This window comes from Vibrio sp. OPT24 (assembly GCF_015163545.1).
GTDB lineage: Bacteria > Pseudomonadota > Gammaproteobacteria > Enterobacterales > Vibrionaceae > Vibrio > Vibrio cyclitrophicus.
On sequence record NZ_JADDYI010000053.1, the window covers coordinates 792,360 to 813,206 of the forward strand.

At 43.7% G+C, this 20,847-nt stretch carries 14 protein-coding genes; 6 read left to right on the forward strand and 8 right to left on the reverse strand.

Features of this window, described 5'->3' with window-relative positions; all coding sequences use genetic code 11:
- Positions 1 to 44: 44 nt before the first annotated feature.
- The 3 genes from IQO02_RS17255 to rpiB form a co-directional block, all read right to left on the reverse strand.
- Positions 45 to 569: a MerR family transcriptional regulator gene (locus tag IQO02_RS17255; protein WP_010431390.1), complete on the reverse strand. Its 525-nt coding sequence runs from the start codon at positions 567 to 569 to the stop codon at positions 45 to 47.
- Positions 563 to 1,426, reverse strand: a complete 864-nt coding sequence (locus tag IQO02_RS17260) for a DMT family transporter (protein WP_016784300.1) — start codon at positions 1,424 to 1,426, stop codon at positions 563 to 565. Before IQO02_RS17260 ends, IQO02_RS17255 begins: the two co-directional genes overlap by 7 nt.
- A 355-nt stretch (positions 1,427 to 1,781) precedes the next feature.
- Positions 1,782 to 2,243 carry a ribose 5-phosphate isomerase B gene (rpiB, locus tag IQO02_RS17265; protein ID WP_010431394.1) on the reverse strand — a complete coding sequence of 154 codons (462 nt, stop codon included), beginning with the start codon at positions 2,241 to 2,243 and terminating at the stop codon, positions 1,782 to 1,784.
- A 716-nt stretch (positions 2,244 to 2,959) separates the two neighbouring features.
- Here rpiB and IQO02_RS17270 point away from each other — a divergent pair.
- Entirely contained in the window at positions 2,960 to 5,053 is a 2,094-nt protein-coding gene (locus IQO02_RS17270) for a TonB-dependent siderophore receptor (RefSeq protein ID WP_016784301.1), read from the forward strand.
- A gap of 424 nt (positions 5,054 to 5,477) precedes the next feature.
- On the opposite strand, the gene IQO02_RS17275 is transcribed toward IQO02_RS17270, so the two are convergent.
- The gene (locus IQO02_RS17275) at positions 5,478 to 5,741 is read right to left on the reverse strand and encodes a YrhK family protein (RefSeq protein ID WP_010431397.1); all 264 of its coding nucleotides are present in this window, start codon (positions 5,739 to 5,741) and stop codon (positions 5,478 to 5,480) included.
- A gap of 638 nt (positions 5,742 to 6,379) precedes the next feature.
- Here IQO02_RS17275 and IQO02_RS17280 point away from each other — a divergent pair.
- From IQO02_RS17280 to IQO02_RS17290, 3 genes are read left to right on the forward strand one after another with little or no spacing between them, the layout of a single operon-like run.
- Positions 6,380 to 7,102, forward strand: coding sequence for an ABC transporter ATP-binding protein (locus IQO02_RS17280; protein WP_010431399.1), 723 nt, complete (start codon positions 6,380 to 6,382; stop codon positions 7,100 to 7,102).
- Positions 7,089 to 9,626: an ABC transporter permease gene (locus tag IQO02_RS17285; protein WP_016789904.1), complete on the forward strand. Its 2,538-nt coding sequence runs from the start codon at positions 7,089 to 7,091 to the stop codon at positions 9,624 to 9,626. Before IQO02_RS17280 ends, IQO02_RS17285 begins: the two co-directional genes overlap by 14 nt.
- Positions 9,626 to 10,750 carry a lipocalin-like domain-containing protein gene (locus tag IQO02_RS17290; protein ID WP_010431403.1) on the forward strand — a complete coding sequence of 375 codons (1,125 nt, stop codon included), beginning with the start codon at positions 9,626 to 9,628 and terminating at the stop codon, positions 10,748 to 10,750. The genes IQO02_RS17285 and IQO02_RS17290 overlap by 1 nt, the downstream gene beginning before the upstream one ends.
- 15 nt (positions 10,751 to 10,765) lie before the next feature.
- Here IQO02_RS17290 and IQO02_RS17295 read toward each other — a convergent pair whose 3' ends face one another.
- From IQO02_RS17295 to IQO02_RS17310, 4 genes are read right to left on the reverse strand one after another with little or no spacing between them, the layout of a single operon-like run.
- Complete coding sequence (locus IQO02_RS17295) at positions 10,766 to 11,476, reverse strand: response regulator (protein WP_010431406.1); 711 nt, start codon at positions 11,474 to 11,476, stop codon at positions 10,766 to 10,768.
- Between the two features lie 23 nt (positions 11,477 to 11,499).
- Positions 11,500 to 12,933, reverse strand: coding sequence for an ATP-binding protein (locus IQO02_RS17300; protein WP_010431409.1), 1,434 nt, complete (start codon positions 12,931 to 12,933; stop codon positions 11,500 to 11,502).
- Positions 12,934 to 12,943: 10 nt separating this feature from the next.
- On the reverse strand, positions 12,944 to 14,920 hold the full coding sequence (locus IQO02_RS17305) for a MacB family efflux pump subunit (protein ID WP_016799460.1): 1,977 nt from the start codon (positions 14,918 to 14,920) through the stop codon (positions 12,944 to 12,946).
- A gap of 2 nt (positions 14,921 to 14,922) precedes the next feature.
- The gene (locus tag IQO02_RS17310) at positions 14,923 to 16,173 is read right to left on the reverse strand and encodes an efflux RND transporter periplasmic adaptor subunit (protein WP_016799461.1); all 1,251 of its coding nucleotides are present in this window, start codon (positions 16,171 to 16,173) and stop codon (positions 14,923 to 14,925) included.
- Between the two features lie 330 nt (positions 16,174 to 16,503).
- Between IQO02_RS17310 and IQO02_RS17315 the strand changes: the two genes are divergently transcribed.
- Both IQO02_RS17315 and IQO02_RS17320 read left to right on the forward strand, forming a co-directional pair.
- Complete coding sequence (locus IQO02_RS17315; RefSeq protein WP_016767863.1) at positions 16,504 to 17,667, forward strand: efflux RND transporter periplasmic adaptor subunit; 1,164 nt, start codon at positions 16,504 to 16,506, stop codon at positions 17,665 to 17,667.
- A gap of 3 nt (positions 17,668 to 17,670) precedes the next feature.
- Entirely contained in the window at positions 17,671 to 20,808 is a 3,138-nt protein-coding gene (locus IQO02_RS17320) for an efflux RND transporter permease subunit (protein WP_016799462.1), read from the forward strand.
- Positions 20,809 to 20,847: the final 39 nt, after the last annotated feature.

A 20,847-nucleotide genomic window follows, 5' to 3' on the forward strand; every position in this document is an offset into this window, starting at 1 on the left:
ATATTACGGCTTAGAGTTGAAATATCTAATCCCAGATCGCTGATTTATGATTGGCGAGACCACGCCCTTATCTGCGCAATTTCATCTTCATCGATATTTAAAGATTGCAGGAATTTGAGATGTCCTAGCGGCTCCATCTGCTCAAAGCGTTTGTGCCAATTGATCATACCCTGTTCATCCATTCCTGATTCTTTAAGTATTTCTGTCCAACGCTCTTTGGTGAGTAGGCCTTGATTAAGAAGTTCAGGGTCTTTGAGTAACGCCATTATGGACTGTTGCTGCTGGCGCAATTTTTGAATTTCTAGATCGAGGGCAGCAAACTGTTGTCTTAGTACCACATCTCGGTCTTCATCCTGAGATTGCTGTAGCAGGCTCTCAATCTCACTGACGGGAATACCATAAGAGCGATAGGCAAGTATTGATCTAAACCTATCAAGTTCTCGCTCTCCATATTGGCGATAACCGTTAGATGCTCTAGCTGCGGGAGTAATTAGCCCCTTTCGCTCGTAGTAGAGAACCGTTGTTCGACATACCTCAAGTTGCTCACAAAATTGTTTGATGCTCAACACTTAGGGCTATCCTCTTTGGTTGTTTGATAGTGAGACCAAATCAATGGAATCAATGCACTGATAAGAATAATCAGTGCGCCAATCATTGACCATAAATCAGGAATTTCAGAAAAGACAACTAAGCCAATAATAAGTGAATAGATAATCTTTACATACTCAACATTGGCAATGATGTTGGCTTGCACCCATTTATATGCAGAGATACCAACATACTGAGCAAACGAAGAGATGATGCCAACTAACAGCAGTAGCATAAAGTCTTCGACTGTTGGTGTGCGCCATAAGTAAAGGGTTGGTATTAATGTCATCAAACCAATTGCCAGAGCTTGGTATGCCATCAATGTTATCTTTGGTTCGCTCTGTGCCACTTTCCTAACACACACTACCGCTACCGACGCGCCTAGTGCGGCAATCACGCCAGATAAAACATAAAGGTTATGGCTTGCAAAGGTCGGTCGAACAACCGTCATTACCCCGATAAATCCAACCACAATCGTGAAAATTCGACTGCTGGTGATCTGCTCTACCAATACGAAATGAGCGATTAGAGCCACAAAAAGTACCTGCAGAAAACCGAGTGCTGTTGCGTCAGAAAATGGAATGTTGCTCACTGAAATAAAGCCAAAATATAGAGCGGTAAAAGCGCCTAGTATTCTTAGTAGGTGAAGCGATATTTTGTTGGGCTTAAGCAGCACACCAATATTTTTTCTGATCGCAGGCAGGAGCAAGAGCATAAAGATGAGCTGGCGAAAGAACAGGATCTGAAATGTGTCATAGTCTGTACTGAGTTGTCGAACAAATACCCCAACTATAGTAAACAGTGCTGTAGATATAAGGGCAAGAGTGATCCCTTTCATTGTCGATGAAAGGTGGTTAAAGAGCTGAAGTATCTTTGATTGCTGTAAGTCTCGTAATTGGTACAACGAAATGTGCCTCTTTAGTCATGATAAGTATAAGGCTAATCATTCTAAAGTCGTTACCTGTAGACAGGTCAAGTGATATGAGTTGTTAACGGATAAAAGTAATCTCTTTGAAACATGAAAAATGGTAATTCTGAGTTAAAAATTGACGTTGGTTAAGATTTAAAGTGACAAGGTTTTGGACAAAATAATAGCTCGTCCTGTTTTTCAAATTGCTTACTCAAAGTGACAGAGGTAGTTTGCGTTATTTTATGCAGGGCCTTTAAAAACCGTTGTCTATCAGCCTTAGCTCTTATATGTCACTCTCATTTTGATCGATTTCAATTTTTTCGATTAAATGCAACCTATAACGCCTAGTTTCACTATCGTCAAACTCAGTTTCCAGCCAAATATCAACTAGTTTTATTGCTAGTGTCGGTTCAATAGTCAAGGCTCCCAAAGTAAGTACATTAGTATCATTATGTCGCCTAGCCTGCTCAACAGTATGGGATTCAAAGCCCATCACAGCTCTTATACCATTAACTTTGTTAGCACAAATATTCATTCCTACACCTGTCCCACAGATTAATATGCCCATATCTACGCGTTTAAGTTTAACCAATTTGGTTACTTTATCTGCATAGAGCGCTGAATGTGTACGTTCCTTATTTCCTGTACCCATATCAATAACGGTATGGCCTTTATTTTCAATATGAGTGACAAGCTTCTGCTTTAATTCAAGTCCAGCGTGGTCATTACCTATTGCAACTTTCATACAATTACTTTCTACCTCATAGGTTTTATATAAATGTAGTGGACAATTAAATTTAGCCACATAGCTCGATGAAAAAATATACCAAATGATGCCAGAGTGAAGCATATATTGAATCAGCCGAAACAAAGAACGGAATATTTCTGCGTTACGATGTTCCCCCTCCTCTCTTCTGCACAGCAACGTATCAATGAGTGGACTAAATTAGCATCTCACGGATAATTTCAAGTATTACAAATCTCCAATCAAGTAGTCAATTCATTGAGCTATTACAAACTGCCCATCAACATGATTGGGAGCGTTAGGCGACGACATTTTTTACTGTCTCCGGTCCCTTTGCTTACTTAGTTTACCTCTAAACCATGCGACATTAATAACGTGTTCCTTTTCCCATTGATTAGTTGTTATGTCTTTTTGGACAAATTTACACCAACCAGAGAGCTGTGATTTAAACACGGAAAGTGTAAGAAAATGTAAATAATGTAAATTCAATGCAAATGTAAATCATTGTCATTTACCTTGCGGAGGAATAAACGACTCGTTAGACGTCATCAAAGAATGAGCGCGGTTCAGGTTACGGATAATTTGTTTCTTCCATCGCTTAAACAACGACAGGGTCTATGGAAGCCAATACGGTCAATCTTTGGTATTGGCGAAACTGGTTACGCGAAAAAAAATCTAACGATGATAAAAAATAATAAATAGGAGTTAAAAGTACAGTGTTTTTCAAAACAAAGGTATCGCTACTAATCAGTGCAGTATTAGCGAATCAAGCATTTGCAGAAAGTCATACGACTGAAGAGCCAATGGTGCCAGCTGAAACAATGACAATTGTGGGTAGCGAGTTTGCTCATTATAAGAATGATACCAACAACACCGCTATGCGTATGGAGATGACTCAATTAGAAACTCCGGGGCAAATTACGGTCATAGACAGTTCAATGTTCGAAGAGCAAGGGGCAAGTAGTCTTGGAGAAGTTTTAGAGTATGAGTCAAGTGTAACAACAGGGAATACCAAAGGGCACAACATTGAATACTTTACCATGCGTGGTTTTGATGTTGGTAGTGGTAGCGGGATCATGAGAGATGGTCATCAACTCTGGTCGTATTACCCACAACCGACCGAGCTACTAGAACGAGTCGAGGTGTTAAAAGGTCCATCAAGTTTACTTTATGGTCAATCAGAGCCTGGCGGTCTAATTAACATGGTGACAAAAAAGCCAACGTCTGAGACGCAACTCATTTTGCGCCAAGACATTGGCTCTAACGATAAATCTAAAACTATGATAGATCTCAGTGGCTCACTTACCGAAGATCAATCTTTGCGCGCAAGAACTATCCTAGTAAAGGATAGCTACAGCTCTTGGCGCGAATATGCAGATGGAAGCAACCCTCAAACAGAACGCATGATCGGTGCACTAATGGTTGATTATGACATCAATGAAAAAGCGATGTTATCTCTGCATTATGACTATTTTGATTATGACGGTGATGTTGATACTGGCTCTTACATTGTGGATGGTAAGCCAGTTGCAGGCAGCAAATATATTTGGGACGCTGATTGGGCTAATACTGATATTAAAGTTCAAAACTACGGTTTTGACCTTCTCCTATCACCAAGTTATGACACCAACATCAAGACGGGATACAACGCCCAAAGATATGAACGTGATTATCGTTACACATGGACTAACTTTAGCAACTATGAAGAAAATGGGACTGTCACTCTGACCCCCGGTGAACAGTATGACGAGTGGAACCATGATACCGCTTATGTTGATCTTACTCACAACTTCGATTTAGTTGGAACTGAGAATACTCTATTAATTGGTGCGAACTACTTGAGGTATTCTTTCGACCGTATAAATCATACAGGTGATGTAGTTAGTGCAAGTGTTGGAGAGTCTGTCGACTTCCCTGAATCGTTGAATACTAGCATAAGAGCGTCTTCTTACGATCTTTGGGGTACTTACATCCAAAACTTAACAAAATTCAATGATCAATGGCATCTTCTAGTGGGTGTTCGTTATGACGAGAAACATGATGATATTACTGAAAGCCAAGTTTCACCAAAAGCAGGGGTTATTTACCACCCTTCAGATAATAGCTCTATTTATGTCCAGTACTCAGAAAGTTTCATTCCTCAAGGTGAAGTGGGTACATCTTATATAAACGAAGGTGAAAAACTCGACGCTGAATTAGGTAAATCTTATGAAGTCGGAACCAAATGGGAGCTATTTGATCGTCGCTTATTTTTGACTGGGGCTTTGTTTGAGACAACTTTATCGAACATTCAACTAAGCGTTGAAAACCCAGATAATGCAGATGAAGATATTTTGACTCAAGATGGCGAACAGGTTCATCGAGGAGCTGAATTCGCAGCACAGGGGCTCGTTAGTAGTAAGTTAAGTCTTTCAGGATCTGCTACATATCTTGATGCAGAGATAACAAACAGCGCTTCTTACGAGGGTAATGTACCAGCGAATACACCTGAGTTTTCAGCGTCAATATGGTCAAATTACAAACTTAGAGATGACACCAATCTAAATCTAGGCGTTGTCCATGTCGGAAGCCGCTACGGTGACTCAGGTAACACTTTCAAGAAAGATGCATATACGCGTATTGATACCGGTATCTCTTACACTCAGAAGTACAACGACCTCAACATCGTAGCTCGCTTCAATATTGAAAATCTATTTGATACTGATTATCTAGATGGAGGCGGCAATACAAGAAGCACTCAATTAGGTGGTGAGGATGTTGATATTGGTGAGGGTCGAAATTATATGGCTAGCATCCAATTTGAATATTAATTAGCTGGCTCTCAGCTTAAGCCATTGCAACCAAAACCGTTTTTCAATAGGTGTGATGTTCGCGATGGCTTTTCTGATTTTAGGTTAAGTTATAAGCTGATTGGTTTTTACCTTTCAGCTTATAGCTTTAGCTATAATATCAGGATTCATTTAATACCGACCTTACTTTTAGGCTTCTTACCAAGGAAGAACTTGCCTAGATTTAAGTGCTCCTTTCCCCTGCGACACCTAGAGGCAATCAGAAGCCAGTATTTAACTCCATCTATCAGATACCTACCCAGAATATCTCTTAAAACGAATTGGCAGAGCGACTTTCGTAAGTCGATATAAAACAAAGAAACGATGAAGAACAATTTTATTTGTAGAAGAGTTTAGATCTAGTCTATTAATTGGTTTTGTCAGTAACCTTGGTGCATAACAATAGCTATTGTGTCAATGCTTTGGACACTCGACTAACATGAACTAAGCTCATTAGCTTAATTGATGGTTTGATGATTAGCTGCGCACTACCTACTATAAATAACCAAGTACCACTTTCAATCAGAGACTCATTTAAAAAGAAGAAGCTACCAACCAAAAACCAAACTGCAATTAATAAATCATTGAATGCTCCTAAAGCCTCATAACGACGCTGAATCACTATATGTTTTTTACCAATATCTACATCCAACTCTACACCTTGATTCACAAACTCTCCTAAATCGAACTACAGTTAAAGATACAAAGGGCTATTAGCTCATCAATATGTTAATTGCCCTATCAAGACTTTCATTGAAGCCATCAAGTGTTGGAAGTTATTCAGAGAGTATCAATTATCGGTAGATTACCGACATTAATAACACACTCACCTTTCCAAGTAGTACCCGATATAAACGCTTCTCTTTAGAGCCTACATAAACAATTACAGAGTGTAAACCAGGCGTAATTGAAAATTATTATGTCCTATTGATTTATACAGTGCTGGCTACACCAATGGCATAACAACAGTGGTAAACTCAACTCATTTATGAGTGTTCAGCTAACTTTGGGGCAGATCTGAGCTAGAAGCTAACTCATGACTTGATATAAAAACCTAGTTCAAGCATTCACCAAGCCAGCACGGCCCTCGAATCTCAAGTTATAAGCCGTCCAAATTGCCCTTCAATCGTTATCCCCTCTTCTTATATTGATCTATTTTCTCCTAATCGAAGTACAAGTTATTAATAATTCGATGTAAATCGCTAATTTTTTTAAATTGTTGTCTAGAATCTCATAGGGCCTATCGCTTCGGTAATTGCCAATAGAAACGACACCTTTTGATTCTGTTTTTGGTTTTAGGGAGATGAAATGGAAAGCCCAATTGTCACGCTCAAACATGCGAGCAAAAGCTTTGTTGATGGCAAAGAGACCCATAACGTATTGGAAGGCGTCGACTTCACATTGGCGACAGGCGCAAGTGTGGCTTTGACAGGAGCGAGTGGCAGTGGCAAAAGCACCCTACTCAACGTGATTGCTGGTTTCGAACCACTTTCAGTTGGTGAGTTGTGGCTAGATGGCGATAACGCGATGGTTTGGAAGGATCCGCAATGGAGTCGCTTTCGCCATCACAAACTCGGCGTTATCTTTCAACAGTTCAACTTACTCACCCCGCTCAACGTAAAACAAAACATCGCCTTCCCGCTTCATTTAAACCAACAAAAATGGAACGATTGGTGTGATTATTTGGTGGAAGCTTTAGGCATCAGCGAGCTACTTGATAGGCATGTTTCTGCGCTCTCTGGCGGCCAGCAGCAACGTGTCGCTATTGCACGTGCGCTAGCCCACAAACCCAAGCTACTGCTTGCCGATGAACCGACAGGCAACCTCGACCAAAAAGCAGGCTTGGAAGTCATGAAGTTGCTGAGTGAAATCACCACACAAGGCAACACTGCTGTACTGTTGGTCACACACAGCCCTGAGTGTGCCAGTTTTATGCAAACACAGTTGGTTTTAGATGATGGTCGTTTGAAGACCGTTGATTTGAAAAAGGCTCTATCGCAAGCCAGTGAGCAGCCCTATGAAGCAAGCTAGGTTTGCGAGCACCAAGTTCACCCATACCAAACTGACTCTAAATCTGTTCGCGGCGCACTATCGCCAATCACCGTTACAAGCTGCTGCAATTTTAATCGGCATCGTGCTGGCGGTGACCTTGTTTGTCGCCGTGCAAGCCATTAACCTTAATGCGAAACGTAGTTATTCAGAATCGACTGAGCAACTTAGCGCACAGGCGCAAAACTTAATCATTCCGCCATCAGGGCAAAACTACTTACCAGAATCGCTTTACTTCACCTTGAGACAAAATGGATTAAGTGCCGCGCTGCCTGTGATTGAAGGGCAAGTGAGAGACGAGCAAGGACGTCGTTGGTCAATACAAGGCAGTGAATTAATCGCCGCTCTCACCTCAAGAGCTCGTTACTCTGGCGTCGATGAAAAAAGCGATAACGAAAAAGACAATACTCGAGGCAATGATCCAAACATTTCCCTGTTCGATACCGCCTTACCTTTACCGCCACTCTTAGCGGGCGAGCCCATCGTGATGATGAGCCAATCGCAATACCAAAACTTGGGCGAAGTAGACACGCTCACTCTGGATGAAATCAAAACCAAAGTCGTGGTGCTACCAGACGAATGGCAACTGGGTAGCAGAATGCTGATGGACATTGGATTCGCTCAGCTACTGCTCAACAAACAAGGACAACTGAGCTACATCGCTGTGTTTAATCCCAATAACAACTCACTCGATAAATGGCAAAGCATCGTTGGCGAACAAGGGCAATGGATCACCAATAATGAAAGTACCGATCTCGGCTCGATTACTGACAGCTTTCACCTCAATCTCACCGCCATGAGTTTGTTGGCGTTTTTGGTTGGCCTGTTCATCGCTTACAACGGTGTTAAGTACAGTTTGCTGAAACGTAATCGGCTGTTGGTGCAAATTCAACAAGCTGGAATTGCGCCAAGCATCGTATTTTCAGCTCTGTTAGTCGAGCTGACTCTTTTAGTCACATTGGGTGCGTCGCTTGGTTTCATTTTAGGAATTCAATTAAGCCACTGGCTCCACCCCACCGTCGCGATAACGCTTGAGCAACTTTATGGTGCAACACTGCTTCCCGGTACATGGCAGTGGCAATGGTTAGCGCAAGCTTTACTGCTCACTCTAGCCGCAACGCTGGTTGCATGTTGGCAGCACTTTAAGCAGCGCGTCCGCCAGCCTCTCTCTTCACATGGTGGTTTTTATCAAGCGCCGGAAGCCTCGAACGAAAATCAGCTATTTGTTGTTGGCGTGGTACTCACTGTTTTGGCGTTGGCCGGTTTATGGCTTAGCGAACACCACCGGTTCACGATGGCCTGGCTCGGTGTGTTAGTGGTGTCGATACCTTTGTATCTACCGAAAACCCTAAGTGTGCTAGCGAGTTGGAGCGAAAAGCGCGCCCAATCAGGTTTAATACAATATCTGTTTGCTGAACTGCGTGAGCTGATCTCCCCTCTTTCCCTTGCCATGATGGCCCTGCTTCTTGCTGTTACCGCCAATATAGGAATGAATACCTTAGTTGGCAGTTTTGAGTCCACCCTAAAGCAATGGCTTGAACAGCGATTGCATGCCGACATTTACGTTAGCCCCGCCCAAGGTGAAATTGCCAATGTTGAACATGCCTTAACCCTGTTTGATAACGTTGAAACCGTCTACAAGCAATACTACGTTGATGATAACTTGCAAGGCTTGCCTATTTTGCTCGGCACCAAAGACAATGAAACACTTGAACAAACCATGGTGTTCCAATCTCATGTTGATAACTTCTGGACGCGCTTTTACCAAGGTGAATTAGTGGCGATCAGCGAACCTACGGCGGTGAAGCTCGGCTTGTCCCTTGGAAGCCAACTCAAATTAGACGCTATCCAAGACAATACATTGAGTGTTGGCGCGATTTTCCATGACTATGGCTCACCAAATGGGGAAGTGTTATTGGCTCCCAACTTATGGCTTGAAAACGGCTTTACGGACTTACCCACCAGCTTGGGAATCAAAGTATCTGGCGACCCACAACAGGTGTACGAACAATTACGCCAACAATTGAATTTGCATCCTAGTCAGCTTTACGATCAAGCCCAAATCAAGTCCATCGCTTTGGACATTTTCTCACAAACTTTTGCCATTACGCGAGCGCTCAATGGCGTCACTTTAATGGTTGCTGTCATTGGTTTGTTCTGTGCATGCTTTATGTTGCTCGACGCACGCAAGGCCGCTATTGCAAGGTTGTATGCGCTTGGCGTTAGTCGGAAGAAATTAATGGTTATGGTGGTGGGGCAAATCGTTGTTCTGGTGGCTTTTACTCTAGTGGTCGCCGTGCCGCTTGGTGCCATGGTAGGCTATGTACTGACGGACATCGTCACCCTTCGCGCATTCGGTTGGAGCTTAAATTACGTATGGAGCTGGAGTGACGCACTGAACATTGCTGTCATCACTATTTTAGTCGCAGTGGTTGCTACCTTAATTCCGCTGTGGCGTTTGGTCAGTAAGCCGGTCGTGTGCAGCTTGCAAAGTGAGGTGTTGTGATGAACCAACTAATTAAGGCAACAGCGCTCATTCTGTTGAGTTTATCTCTTATCGCATGTGAAGACTCACAGCCCCAAAACATGGGCTCAATCCTCAGCACTGAAAGACAAACTGACGAAGAAACGCAAACAGACAAAGCGCAGTTCACTACAGTGGTAAAAGGCATCGACATCACCTTTCCTGCCGACCATCAAGCACACCCTGATTTTCGTCATGAATGGTGGTATTTAACTGCCAATCTGACTGATGAAGAAGGTCACTCATTAGGTGTGCAATGGACTCAATTTCGTTTCGCAACCGCACCACAAGAAAGTGACCACAGCACTCAGAAAACAACATGGCAAAGCCAACAGATCTATATGGCGCATAGTGCCGTCACCACCAAAGACAAACACTATGCCAACGAAAAATGGTCTCGCGGTCAAGCTAAGCTAGCAGGTGTCGATTCTTCACCATTTCGAGTTTACCTTGATGATTGGCAATGGACCTCGGCTACCGATGATCTATTCCCTGCTACGTTGAATGCAGATTCTGAACAGTTTGGTTACTCGCTCAAATTAACTAACGATGCACCCTACCAAAAACAGGGCGACCAAGGCTACAGCACCAAGAGCGGTGACGCGAAGGTAGCTTCGTATTACTACAGTCAGCCGTTCATTGATGTATCAGGCAAAGTGATCATTAATGGAGTCGCACATCAAGTATCAGGCAAAGGTTGGATCGATAGAGAGTGGAGTTCGCAGTTTTTGCTCGACTCACAACAAGGTTGGGATTGGTTTGCTCTAAGGTTAAACGATGCAACCAGTTTGGTCGTGTTCCAACTTCGAGATTCAAAAACAGGCAAAGCCAGCTATTCCCATGCGAGGTTAATGCAGCGAGAAGGTTCTGGCATCGCGATTAAACAACAAGACATCAGCTTAACCGTCACCAAGAAAACAGAGATCGATGGGCGTGACTATCCAACAGAATGGCAAATTAAGATTCCGACGCAACAAATTAAACTGACTGTTTCGGCACTTAATCCAAATGCGAAAATGCCACTATCGGTGCCCTATTGGGAAGGACCAATCATGATTAAAGGATCCCACTCTGGTTCTGGCTATATGGAGCTGACAGGATATTAAGCAAAATATCTCTGGCTACTTAGGCATTTCAATCAGCAATTTGTACCCTACCCCATAAACCGAACGGATAGGGTTTGCTGTTGGTGCCACAGCATGTATTTTTTTACGGATGTTCTTTATGTGGGTATCAATATTTCTGTCTGATACATCGGCAAGATCGCTGTAAAGCGCATTGAGAATATCATCACGACTATACACTCGGCCGGGATGCTCCACTAGCAGGCGAAGTAACATGAATTCTTTGGGCGTTAAGTCAAGAAAGCAGCCACCAAATCGGGCCTCATATTCGTCAGGCTTTAATATAAATTGTCCCAAAACTAACTCAGCGCTTGGTTGATAAGAGCAGTTAGACGCTGGGATTGGTTGAATGCGGCGCAGTACCGTTTTGATCCTCGCAATCACTTCTCTAGGGCTAAACGGCTTGCAGATATAATCATCAGCTCCGAACTCTAAACCAATTAATCGGTCAATCTCTTCACTTTTTGCGGTCACCATGATGATAGGTAATTGAGAAAACTGACGTACTTGTTTGCATATCTCTACACCGTCTACATCTGGCAGCATTAAATCAAGCAACATTAAGTCAAAAGTCTGCGATTTCACCGTCTCTACAACATTCGCACCCGACGCGAGGTGGGTCGCTTCAAAGCCACTATTTTGGCAATACGCGATCAAGACTTCGGCAATGTATTCCTCGTCTTCCACAATCAAAATATGCGTCTTCATTCTCTCTTTCCTCTATCGAAATCTTATTGTGAGCCAGTATGGTGATGGATCGGTAGGGTTATCATCATTTTAACACCGCCCAGATCTGATTTTTTAGCACAAATAGTGCCTAGATGCGCTTCGATAATTTGGTGACACAATGCTAAACCAATACCAGAGCCACCATGATCTCGACTGCGAGATTGTTCTACTCGATAAAAACGTTCAAATACCCGCGTGAAATCTTGCTCAGGTATGGATGGAGACGTGTCTTCAATTACCACCTCAACGGTATTTTTGTCTTTGTGAAGTGATAAAGCGATGCTTCCCGGTGCGTCGGTATAACGACAGCTATTTTCCAATATGTTGGTAAACAACTGCGTCAAACGTTCTCGATCAGCCACTACAAAACACGCTGTCTGCTCTTTCGTATACAGCGATTCACACTCTAAACCTAGCCCCAATTCATCGGTCTTAACCTTAAAGCCAAGTAAGATACCTTTGAGAAGTTCAACAAGATCGAATGAGGATTTTTGGTATGACAAACCGCCAATATCGGTAATAGACAGCTGATAGATATCACCGACCAAATGGCTCATGCTATCAATTTGATCAATCATCACCTGTAAGCGCTTTTCATCCGCTTTAAAAATCCCATCTTGGATCGCGTTAAGTTGCCCTCGAACCACAGTGAGCGGTGTTTTCAGTTCATGAGCAACGTCTGACATCCACTTTGAACGTTCCGTTTTATTCTTCTCCAATGTCTGAGCCAGAACGTTAATATTGTCTGTGAGTACGCCAAGTTCATCGTTACTAACGCTCTCCACCCTTGTTGAAAAGTTACCTTGAATCAACTGAGTCGTACCTTCATTCACTTTAAAAATGGGCGCAACCAAGTGACGAGAGAAAAGCCAAGCTGTTATAAACGCAAGCACGATAACGGCCAACGTAATCGCAACATAACTTTGGTATTGCTCAGCCAGAAATGCGTTGGCAGGGCTGTGTTCAGCCAGCCGCGAAGGGACATAACTTAACCAGCCGATCACGACACCGTCTAACACGATGGCCTGAGTAAAGGCGCTTTCATCAATTCGAGAGCGGCCTACCACCACCGTTTTATCGACATCATATAAACTGAGTCTTCTCTGCGTTTGCAGTAACTGGCTCATTCCCGTCGTATCCGTCGGCAAAGAGAGTGATCCTCGCTCCTCTGGCCCTTTTCGAGTGCCTACCAAACGTCGCCAATGCTTCTCGTCTTCTTTTAGCGATTGCCACGACCCATTGGTTTGATAGTATTCTCCCAACTTTTGGCTGACTTGTTTGATATAGCTCGATTCGGCCTCTTTGATAAAGTCATGAAAACCCGACGACAAGTTCTGCATGATCAAAGCGAGCATAATGCACACCGCGACAAAGCTTGTGATACAAAAAGCAAAGAAGAACTTATGAATAAGCTTCAATTTATAATCTATCTTCAACGTTCTTTCCTTATCCTCGAGATAACGCATCCACCGGGTTTAATCTTGCTGCATTTCTAGCGGGTAAGAAACCGAAGAGAACCCCGATCAGTGTTGAGCAAATAAAGGCCGCAATAATTGAGTTGGTCGAATAAATCATACTCAAACCACTGCTCGTCGACGAGACAATCAAGCCCACAGCGTAAGCTAACCCTATCCCCAAAGCGCCACCACACAAACACACTAAAACGGCTTCTATTAAAAATTGTCTTAGAATATCCGCTTGTCTTGCTCCAACTGCCATACGAATGCCGATTTCTCGCGTTCGTTCGGTTACCGACACCAGCATGATATTCATAACACCGATGCCACCCACCACCAATGAAATAAAGGCAATAGCCGAGATAAGTAAGGTCATCGTTGATGAAGTTTGTTCGATATTTTCTCTGACCGTATCCGTATTCACGGTAAAGAAATCTTCCACACCATGGCGCATTTTAATTAAATTAATGATCGCTTGCTCTGCAGCGGTACTGGATACTTCGTCGCTCACCCTAACCGTAATATCATTAACGTAATTTTGGCTATAAATACGAGAGTTTACCGTGCTATAAGGTAGCCAAACATTCAGAGCATCACTATTACCAAACGCCATTTCTCTTGCTTCGGTAACCGCGATAATACGCACAGGTAAGCGACCTAAAAAGATGACTTTGCCAAGTGCTTCGCCGTCAGGGAAAAGGTCATCTAAGGTATTGTTATCAATAACCGCCACTTGCTCTAGTGCATCGATACTTCCGTCATCAAATAGCTGCCCTTGTGCGACTTCAAAACCTCGAACGCGAAAGTAATCAGAACCAACACCTTGCACTTCTGCTGTCACCGCCTCATTACCATAGCGCACCGCCACATTCACACGCACAGTCGGTGTCACACTATCAACAAAGGAGAGATTCGTTAAAGCGTTTGCATCATTTGCTGTCAAGGTTCTCACTCGCCCAGCACGTCGGTCGCCCAGCCCAGAACCAGGTTTGATTTCAATAGTATTGGTGCCCATTGAAGCCATTCGTGACAAAACCTGAGCTTGAGAACCATTGCCAATCGCTACAACGGACACCACAGACGCAATACCGATGATGATCCCCAGCATCGTCAGAAACGTTCTTAGTCGATGGCTTCCCATTGCGGATAGCGACATTTTGAACGCTTCAACAACGCTGAACCACTGTGCAGAAAACGGCTTTGATATAGGTTTATTGACACTTTGTTTCTCTTCGATTCTTGTCGCTGAATATTCAGTTGAGGCGCTATCATTATTGGCACCGCTCATTATATCACTCACGATTTCTCCATCAGAGATCTCGATTACGCGCTCCGCGGAGGCGGCGATCTTAGGGTCATGAGTAACCAGAACAATAGTATGCCCTTGTTGATGCAACTCACGAAGTAAGTCCATCATCTCTTTACCGCTATGGCTATCGAGAGCCCCGGTTGGTTCATCGGCAAGGATCACCGTACCACCATTAATCAAAGCGCGGGCGACACTAACTCGCTGTTGTTGCCCACCACTAAGTTGACTTGGCTTATGATCCATTCGCTCCGCTAGCCCCAACCTTTTTAACAGTTGCTCAGCTCGTGCTTGGCGGGACGCTTTATTTTCGGCCGAGTAAAGCGCAGGGATCTCGACATTACCGATAGCAGTGAGATCATCCAACAAATGATAACGTTGAAATATAAAACCAAAATAGTCACGGCGTAATTCCGCTAATTGATCAGGGTTCATTACCGATGTATCTCGACCATTAACAAGATAAGTTCCTTCGCTAGGAGTATCTAAGCAACCTAAAATATTCATTAAAGTCGATTTACCCGAACCAGAAGCCCCCATTATCGCGATCATTTCACCGCGACGTATGGTTAGGTTAACGTTGTTCAATACCGTTAACTGATCATCACCTGCAGGAAAACAACGACTGAGTCCTGAGATTTCTAATAGAACGTCACTCATAACTAAGGTCTCCCGCCATTACCTTGACCACGACCTCCAGGACCTCCAGGACCTCCATTACCACGACCACCTTTCTCAGGCCCTAATGTCGATGACATATCAAAACCTGATGACGATTTGGCGTTCGCTTGACCAATAACAACTCGATCTCCTAGCTCTAGCCCATCCAGAACTTGTGCATACACTTTATTATTGATGCCAATCTCAACATTTCGCATCTCTAATGCGCCTTCAACTAAAACAGGGACACGATAACGATTCTTGCCGGGAAGCTTTTTAGTCAGGACTTGAGACGGAACCAATAGTGCTTCTTGTGCATCATCTAGTACGATCGAGACTTGCGCTGTCATACCAAAGCGCAGCAACCCTTCCGTGTTATCGACATCAAATACCGCGTTATAATAAATAGCATCATTATCACCAATGTTTAGCTCGCTATCGTCGCCAGTCAAAAGGGTTGGGCCAGGCTCAATTGATTTCAGTTCACCATAAAAATTGTGTTGTGGCGCGCCTAAAATCGAAAAATACACTTTTTGCCCCGTCGCAATGTGAATGATATCGGCTTCAGACACTTGTGCCTTGACCGTCATAACATCAAGTTGAGCGACTTCAACAATGGAAGGTGTCGATTGATTTGTGTTAACGGTTTGCCCTTCTTCAACAGAGACATAAACAACCGTGCCATCAATCGGTGATTCGATCTTTGTATAGCTTAAATCCAGTTGAGCGTCATCGACACTGATCAGCGCTTTCTCTTTTTCTGCAACCAGTTGGTCGAGTTCGGCTTCATAAACAAGAAGTTCGGCCTCTGCTGCGTCATACATGGATTGCGAGCTGGCATTTTTTAACAACATCGCCTTTTGTCGTTCAAAAGCAAGTTGTGACTGATAAATCTGCGCTTTTTTCGCTCGATATTGCGCATTAATGTTAGTGAGTGAAGCATGGGATTCTTTCAATGCGTTTTCTTGTGAAAGGTTATCAATTTGAGCAATAACATCTCCAGCTTTAAGTGTGTCACCGACCGTCACGGCTATCGACTCTAACTTGCCTGAAACTTGAGCACCCACATTCACCATTTTGTAGGGATATAGCACACCGTTAGTGAGCACCACCTCTTCGATGTTACCGATGCGAACAGGCTCCGTAGAATAAGTGACGATTGAGGCATCGTTCTTCATATAAAAATAAGCGGCGACAGCACCGATAGCGATAACAAGTAAAGTGATCGTCACTAACTGTTTGATGTTTTTCATGCGAAGGTTTTCCCAATTTTTTCATTACTCCTAGGATAACGAAAAAATGTGAGGGAACTTTGAGACGTTAACACCATGCAACACACTGATAATAAGTAAGTTTTATTAAAAAACATTAAATTGTGTGATAAATGTGTGGTGATAAAGAAACAACGAACAACAGAGAGACGTATAACTAAGCGTTTCTAAGTTCAGGAATGCAATCTGCATCAAGTTATTTGCAGCTATCCAATGACTCGTATAACCCCTGAGCCTTAACCCTGCCTTAACCATATAACTGCTATCCTTTTTTCTATGTTTGCAATTCTGCTTCTAGGATAAGGTTTCATTATGTTTCTACCCCGCGCGTTAAGATTGCCTTTGGGCTTACTTCTCTCTAGTTCTCTACTATTGGGCTGTGGCGAACAAGCTATGGAACAACGACCAGCCCCAGGTCCTATTCATGTCGACGTTTTAGACTTGACTCCAACAACACTGCGTTTGACGACCCAGTTGCCAGGGCGAATTGCCGCGTTCAAGCAAGCAGAAGTGAGGCCTCAAGTAACAGGGATTCTCAAAAGCCGCCTATACAAAGAGGGCTCTCACGTAGAAGCCGATGATGTACTTTATGAAATTGACCCAACCACTTATCAATCCAACGTTAATAGTGCACAAGCTCAATTAGCGAAAGCACTGACGAGCGAAGATACCGCTCGAAAAACGGCACTCCGCTATAAAGAACTATTAAGAAAAAAACTGACCAGTCAGCAAGATTTTGACGATGCAGACGCCCTTTACAAAGAAGCCCAAGCTGAAGTCGCGATCCGCCAAGCAGAATTGGATTACGCCAATATTGAACTGTCTTATACCAAAATCAAAGCGCCTATCTCAGGTCAGGCTGGTCTTTCTTTGGTCTCTGAAGGCTCTTTATTGACCTCTGAGCAGTCTTCTTACCTGACGACTATTGTGCAAACCACGAACGTTTACGTGGATATGCAGCAATCTTCGTTAGCGATTACCAAAATCAGAAAAGAGTTTGCGACCTTTACCGACAAAAATGCTGAGATCCCAGTAACGATAACGTTAGAAGACGGCAGTGCGTATGACGAAGTCGGCCATTTAGAGTTTTCGGACACGCTCGTTTCAGACTCAACCGGTACGGTAACGCTACGTGCCATCATTCCGAACCCTGACAATACTTTACTCGCCGGTATGTACGTACGCGCCCATATTTCGATGCCAGAAGCACGAGGCTACCTTGTTGTTCCGCAATCAGCTGTAGTAAGAAGCCAGTCTGGTGATCCTTCAGTTTTTGTCGTTAACCAAGACAACAAAACAGCGAAAAAGCCAGTCGTTCTCGGCAATGAAGTGGGTAACGGTTGGGTTGTTAAAGAGGGGCTTTCTAGCGGTGAACAAGTCGTCATCACCAACATAATTAACATGAAAAATGATGTTGCGGTTGTTGTCGATAGCAGAACAGACAGTACCGTTCCTGCTTTGGCGAGCGAGGAATAAACCATGTCCTTATCGAACTTTTTTATTAACAGACCGATTTTTGCTTGGGTGATTTCCATTGTCATTATGCTTTCAGGCATTGCGGCGATCGTCTCTTTGCCTGTCGCGCAATACCCAACAATTGCACCACCAGCCGTGACTATTTCAACGTCATACCCTGGCGCGTCAGCGAAAACGATTGAAGACAGCGTAACCCAAGTCATCGAACAAGGCATGACAGGGTTAGATAACCTTCTTTACATGGCGTCGAAAAGTGACTCTTCTGGTAGTGCGAGTGTGACCTTAACGTTTAGCGCAGACACTGACCCCGATATTGCCCAGGTACAGGTGCAGAATAGCTTACAGCAAGTGAGCAATCGCCTGCCTACAGCAGTACAAAACCAAGGCACATCTGTGACCAAGAGTACGTCGGGTTTTATGTCGGTCACCAACCTCTATTCGCCTGATGGCAGCATGAGTGCGGGCGACATTCAAGATTACGCAAACTCTAACATTAAGGACATCTTAAGCCGTGTTAACGGCGTAGGCGAAGTGACTATTTTCGGTCCATCTTATGCGATGCGTATTTGGTTAGACCCTGCAAAATTGAACAGCTACAGTCTCACCCCTGTTGACGTTTCTAATGCCGTATCGGTTCAAAACAGCCAAGTTACTGTTGGACAACTAGGCGGAACGCCAGCCGTTGATTCTCAGTTAATTAATGCCAGTATCACAGCGCAAAGCCTATTAACCAGCGTTGAAGAATTTGAGGACATCTTAATTAAAGTCGACAGTGACGGATCTCAAATTAAGCTCAAAGACGTCGCACGTGTCGAGTTAGCCAGTGAAGAATCTTCATCCATTCCAGCCTACATGGGTAAGGACTCTTCAGGTATTGCGATCACCCTCGCCACCGGCGCGAATTCGTTAGACACACAAAACGCGGTTGATGCAAAACTGGAACAACTTTCAAAAGGCTTTCCAGACGGACTAGTATTGGTTAAAACAACCGATAACAACTTGTTCATTCGCCTTTCTATCACTGAAGTGGTCAAAACGCTATTTGAAGCGGTTGGGCTTGTGTTTATCGTGATGTTACTGTTTTTGCAAAACTTACGAGCAACCTTAATCCCAACCATTGCCGTGCCAGTCGTACTACTTGGTACCTTTGGTGTCATGGCCATGCTGGGTTTCTCAATCAACACACTCACCATGTTTGGTTTGGTGTTAGCGATCGGTTTGCTGGTTGATGATGCCATCGTAGTCGTGGAAAACGTTGAGCGGTTGATGCATGAAGAGAATCTATCTCCTCTTGAAGCAACCAAAAAATCAATGGGACAAATTACCAGTGCCCTAATCGGTATTACGATGGTGTTGTCGGTTGTATTTATTCCTATGGCCTTCATGTCAGGGTCAACGGGCGTTATCTACCAACAGTTCTCTTTGACGATTGTCTCGGCAATGGTGCTATCCGTTGTCGTCGCATTGATTCTTACTCCTGTATTGTGTGCAACGCTTCTAAAGCCTGTAGATAAAGCGTCGAGCAATAAGTTTTTTGCACTGTTTAACCGAGGGTTCGACAAGCTATCCAGCCAATACCGAGGTTCAGTTAAACACGCTTTACAGCGACCACTACGCTTCGTTTTTGTTTACCTAATGCTTTTTGCCGGCACGGCTTACCTATACAACGTGCTGCCAAGTTCATTTTTACCAAATGAAGACCAAGGTGACTTCATGGTTATGGTCACCACACCAACGGGGACCACATTACAAAAGACACAAGAAGTGATGTTGGATATCAAAGATTATTTTGAAGAGAACGAATCACATACTGTCGACCATGTATTTACCGTGTCTGGATTCAACTTTTCAGGCTCTGGGCAAAATGCAGCGATGGCATTCATCGGCATGAAAGATTGGTCAGAACGAACTGAACCTGGAACCGATGTGGATTCCATTATCGGCCGTGTTATGGGTGAATTTTCAAACTACAAACATGCACAGATCTTTGCTTTTAGTAGCCCAGCAATCCGAGAGCTTGGTACTTCAACAGGCTTTAACTTCTACTTAGAAGACGTCGGTGCTGTCGGTCATGACAAGCTGATTGAGATAAGAAACCAACTACTTGGTGCAGCGGCACAAAGTCCATTATTGCAAAGTACACGTCCAAATGGCCTGGAGGATACCGCGCAACTGTTCCTTGATGTCGACTATGAGAAAGCCAAAGTGCTTGGTTTAGAAATCGATGACATCAACCAATCACTGTCGATTGCTTGGGCATCGTCATACGTGAATGACTTTATCGACCGTGGCCGCTCTAAGAAAGTTTACATTCAAGCTGATGCAGAATATCGCATGACACCAGAAGACCTGAACTTATGGTTTGTGCGTAATAACAACGACGAGATGGTGCCTATCTCAGCCTTCAGTACTTATCACTGGGGTCAAGGTTCTCCACAGTTACAACGTTATAACGGTAATCCTGCAGTGGAAATCGTCGGTGAAGCCGCCTCTGGTTATAGTACTGGTGAAGCGATGGCTGAAATCGATAGATTGGCAGCCGAGATCTCCAATGATGTACAGGTAAGCTGGACGGGAATGTCCTATCAAGAGATAGAAGCTGGCAACCAAGCGCCAATTCTGTATGCGATCTCCATCTTGATGGTCTTCCTCTGCTTAGCGGCTCTGTATGAAAGTTGGAGTATTCCAATTGCGATTATTCTGGTGGTTCCATTAGGCATACTCGGCGCACTGGCTGCGATTATGTTACGAGGGTTAGAAAACGATGTGTACTTCCAAGTAGGCGTGCTAACTACCATAGGTTTAACCGCCAAGAACGCCATTTTGATTGTTGAGTTCTCCAAAGAACTTTATGAAAAAGGCGTCAACATTATTGATGCAACGGTACAAGCATGTGAGATGCGTTTGCGCCCTATCATCATGACGTCACTGGCGTTCGGACTCGGCGTATTGCCTTTAGTGCTGAGTACGGGTGCAGGTGCTAACGCGCGTAATGCGATTGGTACGTCCGTTTTAGGCGGCATGATGGGAGCGACGTTGTTAGTGATTTACTTCGCTCCGCTATTTTTTGTCTTGATCTGCAAACTGTTCAAGTCAGATGACAAAGCAGAAATAGCAAACAACACAGAACAACCAAACTGAGCAATCACAAAACGAAGTAATAATAAAACCGAATACTAA

Excerpts from the sequence above, each read along its gene's own strand:
- IQO02_RS17280 (WP_010431399.1), top strand. The coding sequence starts at position 6,380 with ATGGAAAGCCCAATTGTCACGCTCAAACATGCGAGCAAAAGCTTTGTT.
- IQO02_RS17320 (WP_016799462.1), top strand. The coding sequence starts at position 17,671 with ATGTCCTTATCGAACTTTTTTATTAACAGACCGATTTTTGCTTGGGTG.
- IQO02_RS17315 (WP_016767863.1), top strand. The coding sequence starts at position 16,504 with ATGTTTCTACCCCGCGCGTTAAGATTGCCTTTGGGCTTACTTCTCTCT.
- IQO02_RS17295 (WP_010431406.1), bottom strand. The coding sequence starts at position 11,476 with ATGAAGACGCATATTTTGATTGTGGAAGACGAGGAATACATTGCCGAA.
- IQO02_RS17285 (WP_016789904.1), top strand. The coding sequence starts at position 7,089 with ATGAAGCAAGCTAGGTTTGCGAGCACCAAGTTCACCCATACCAAACTG.
- IQO02_RS17305 (WP_016799460.1), bottom strand. The coding sequence starts at position 14,920 with ATGAGTGACGTTCTATTAGAAATCTCAGGACTCAGTCGTTGTTTTCCT.
- IQO02_RS17290 (WP_010431403.1), top strand. The coding sequence starts at position 9,626 with ATGAACCAACTAATTAAGGCAACAGCGCTCATTCTGTTGAGTTTATCT.
- IQO02_RS17310 (WP_016799461.1), bottom strand. The coding sequence starts at position 16,173 with ATGAAAAACATCAAACAGTTAGTGACGATCACTTTACTTGTTATCGCT.
- IQO02_RS17260 (WP_016784300.1), bottom strand. The coding sequence starts at position 1,426 with ATGAAAGGGATCACTCTTGCCCTTATATCTACAGCACTGTTTACTATA.
- rpiB (WP_010431394.1), bottom strand. The coding sequence starts at position 2,243 with ATGAAAGTTGCAATAGGTAATGACCACGCTGGACTTGAATTAAAGCAG.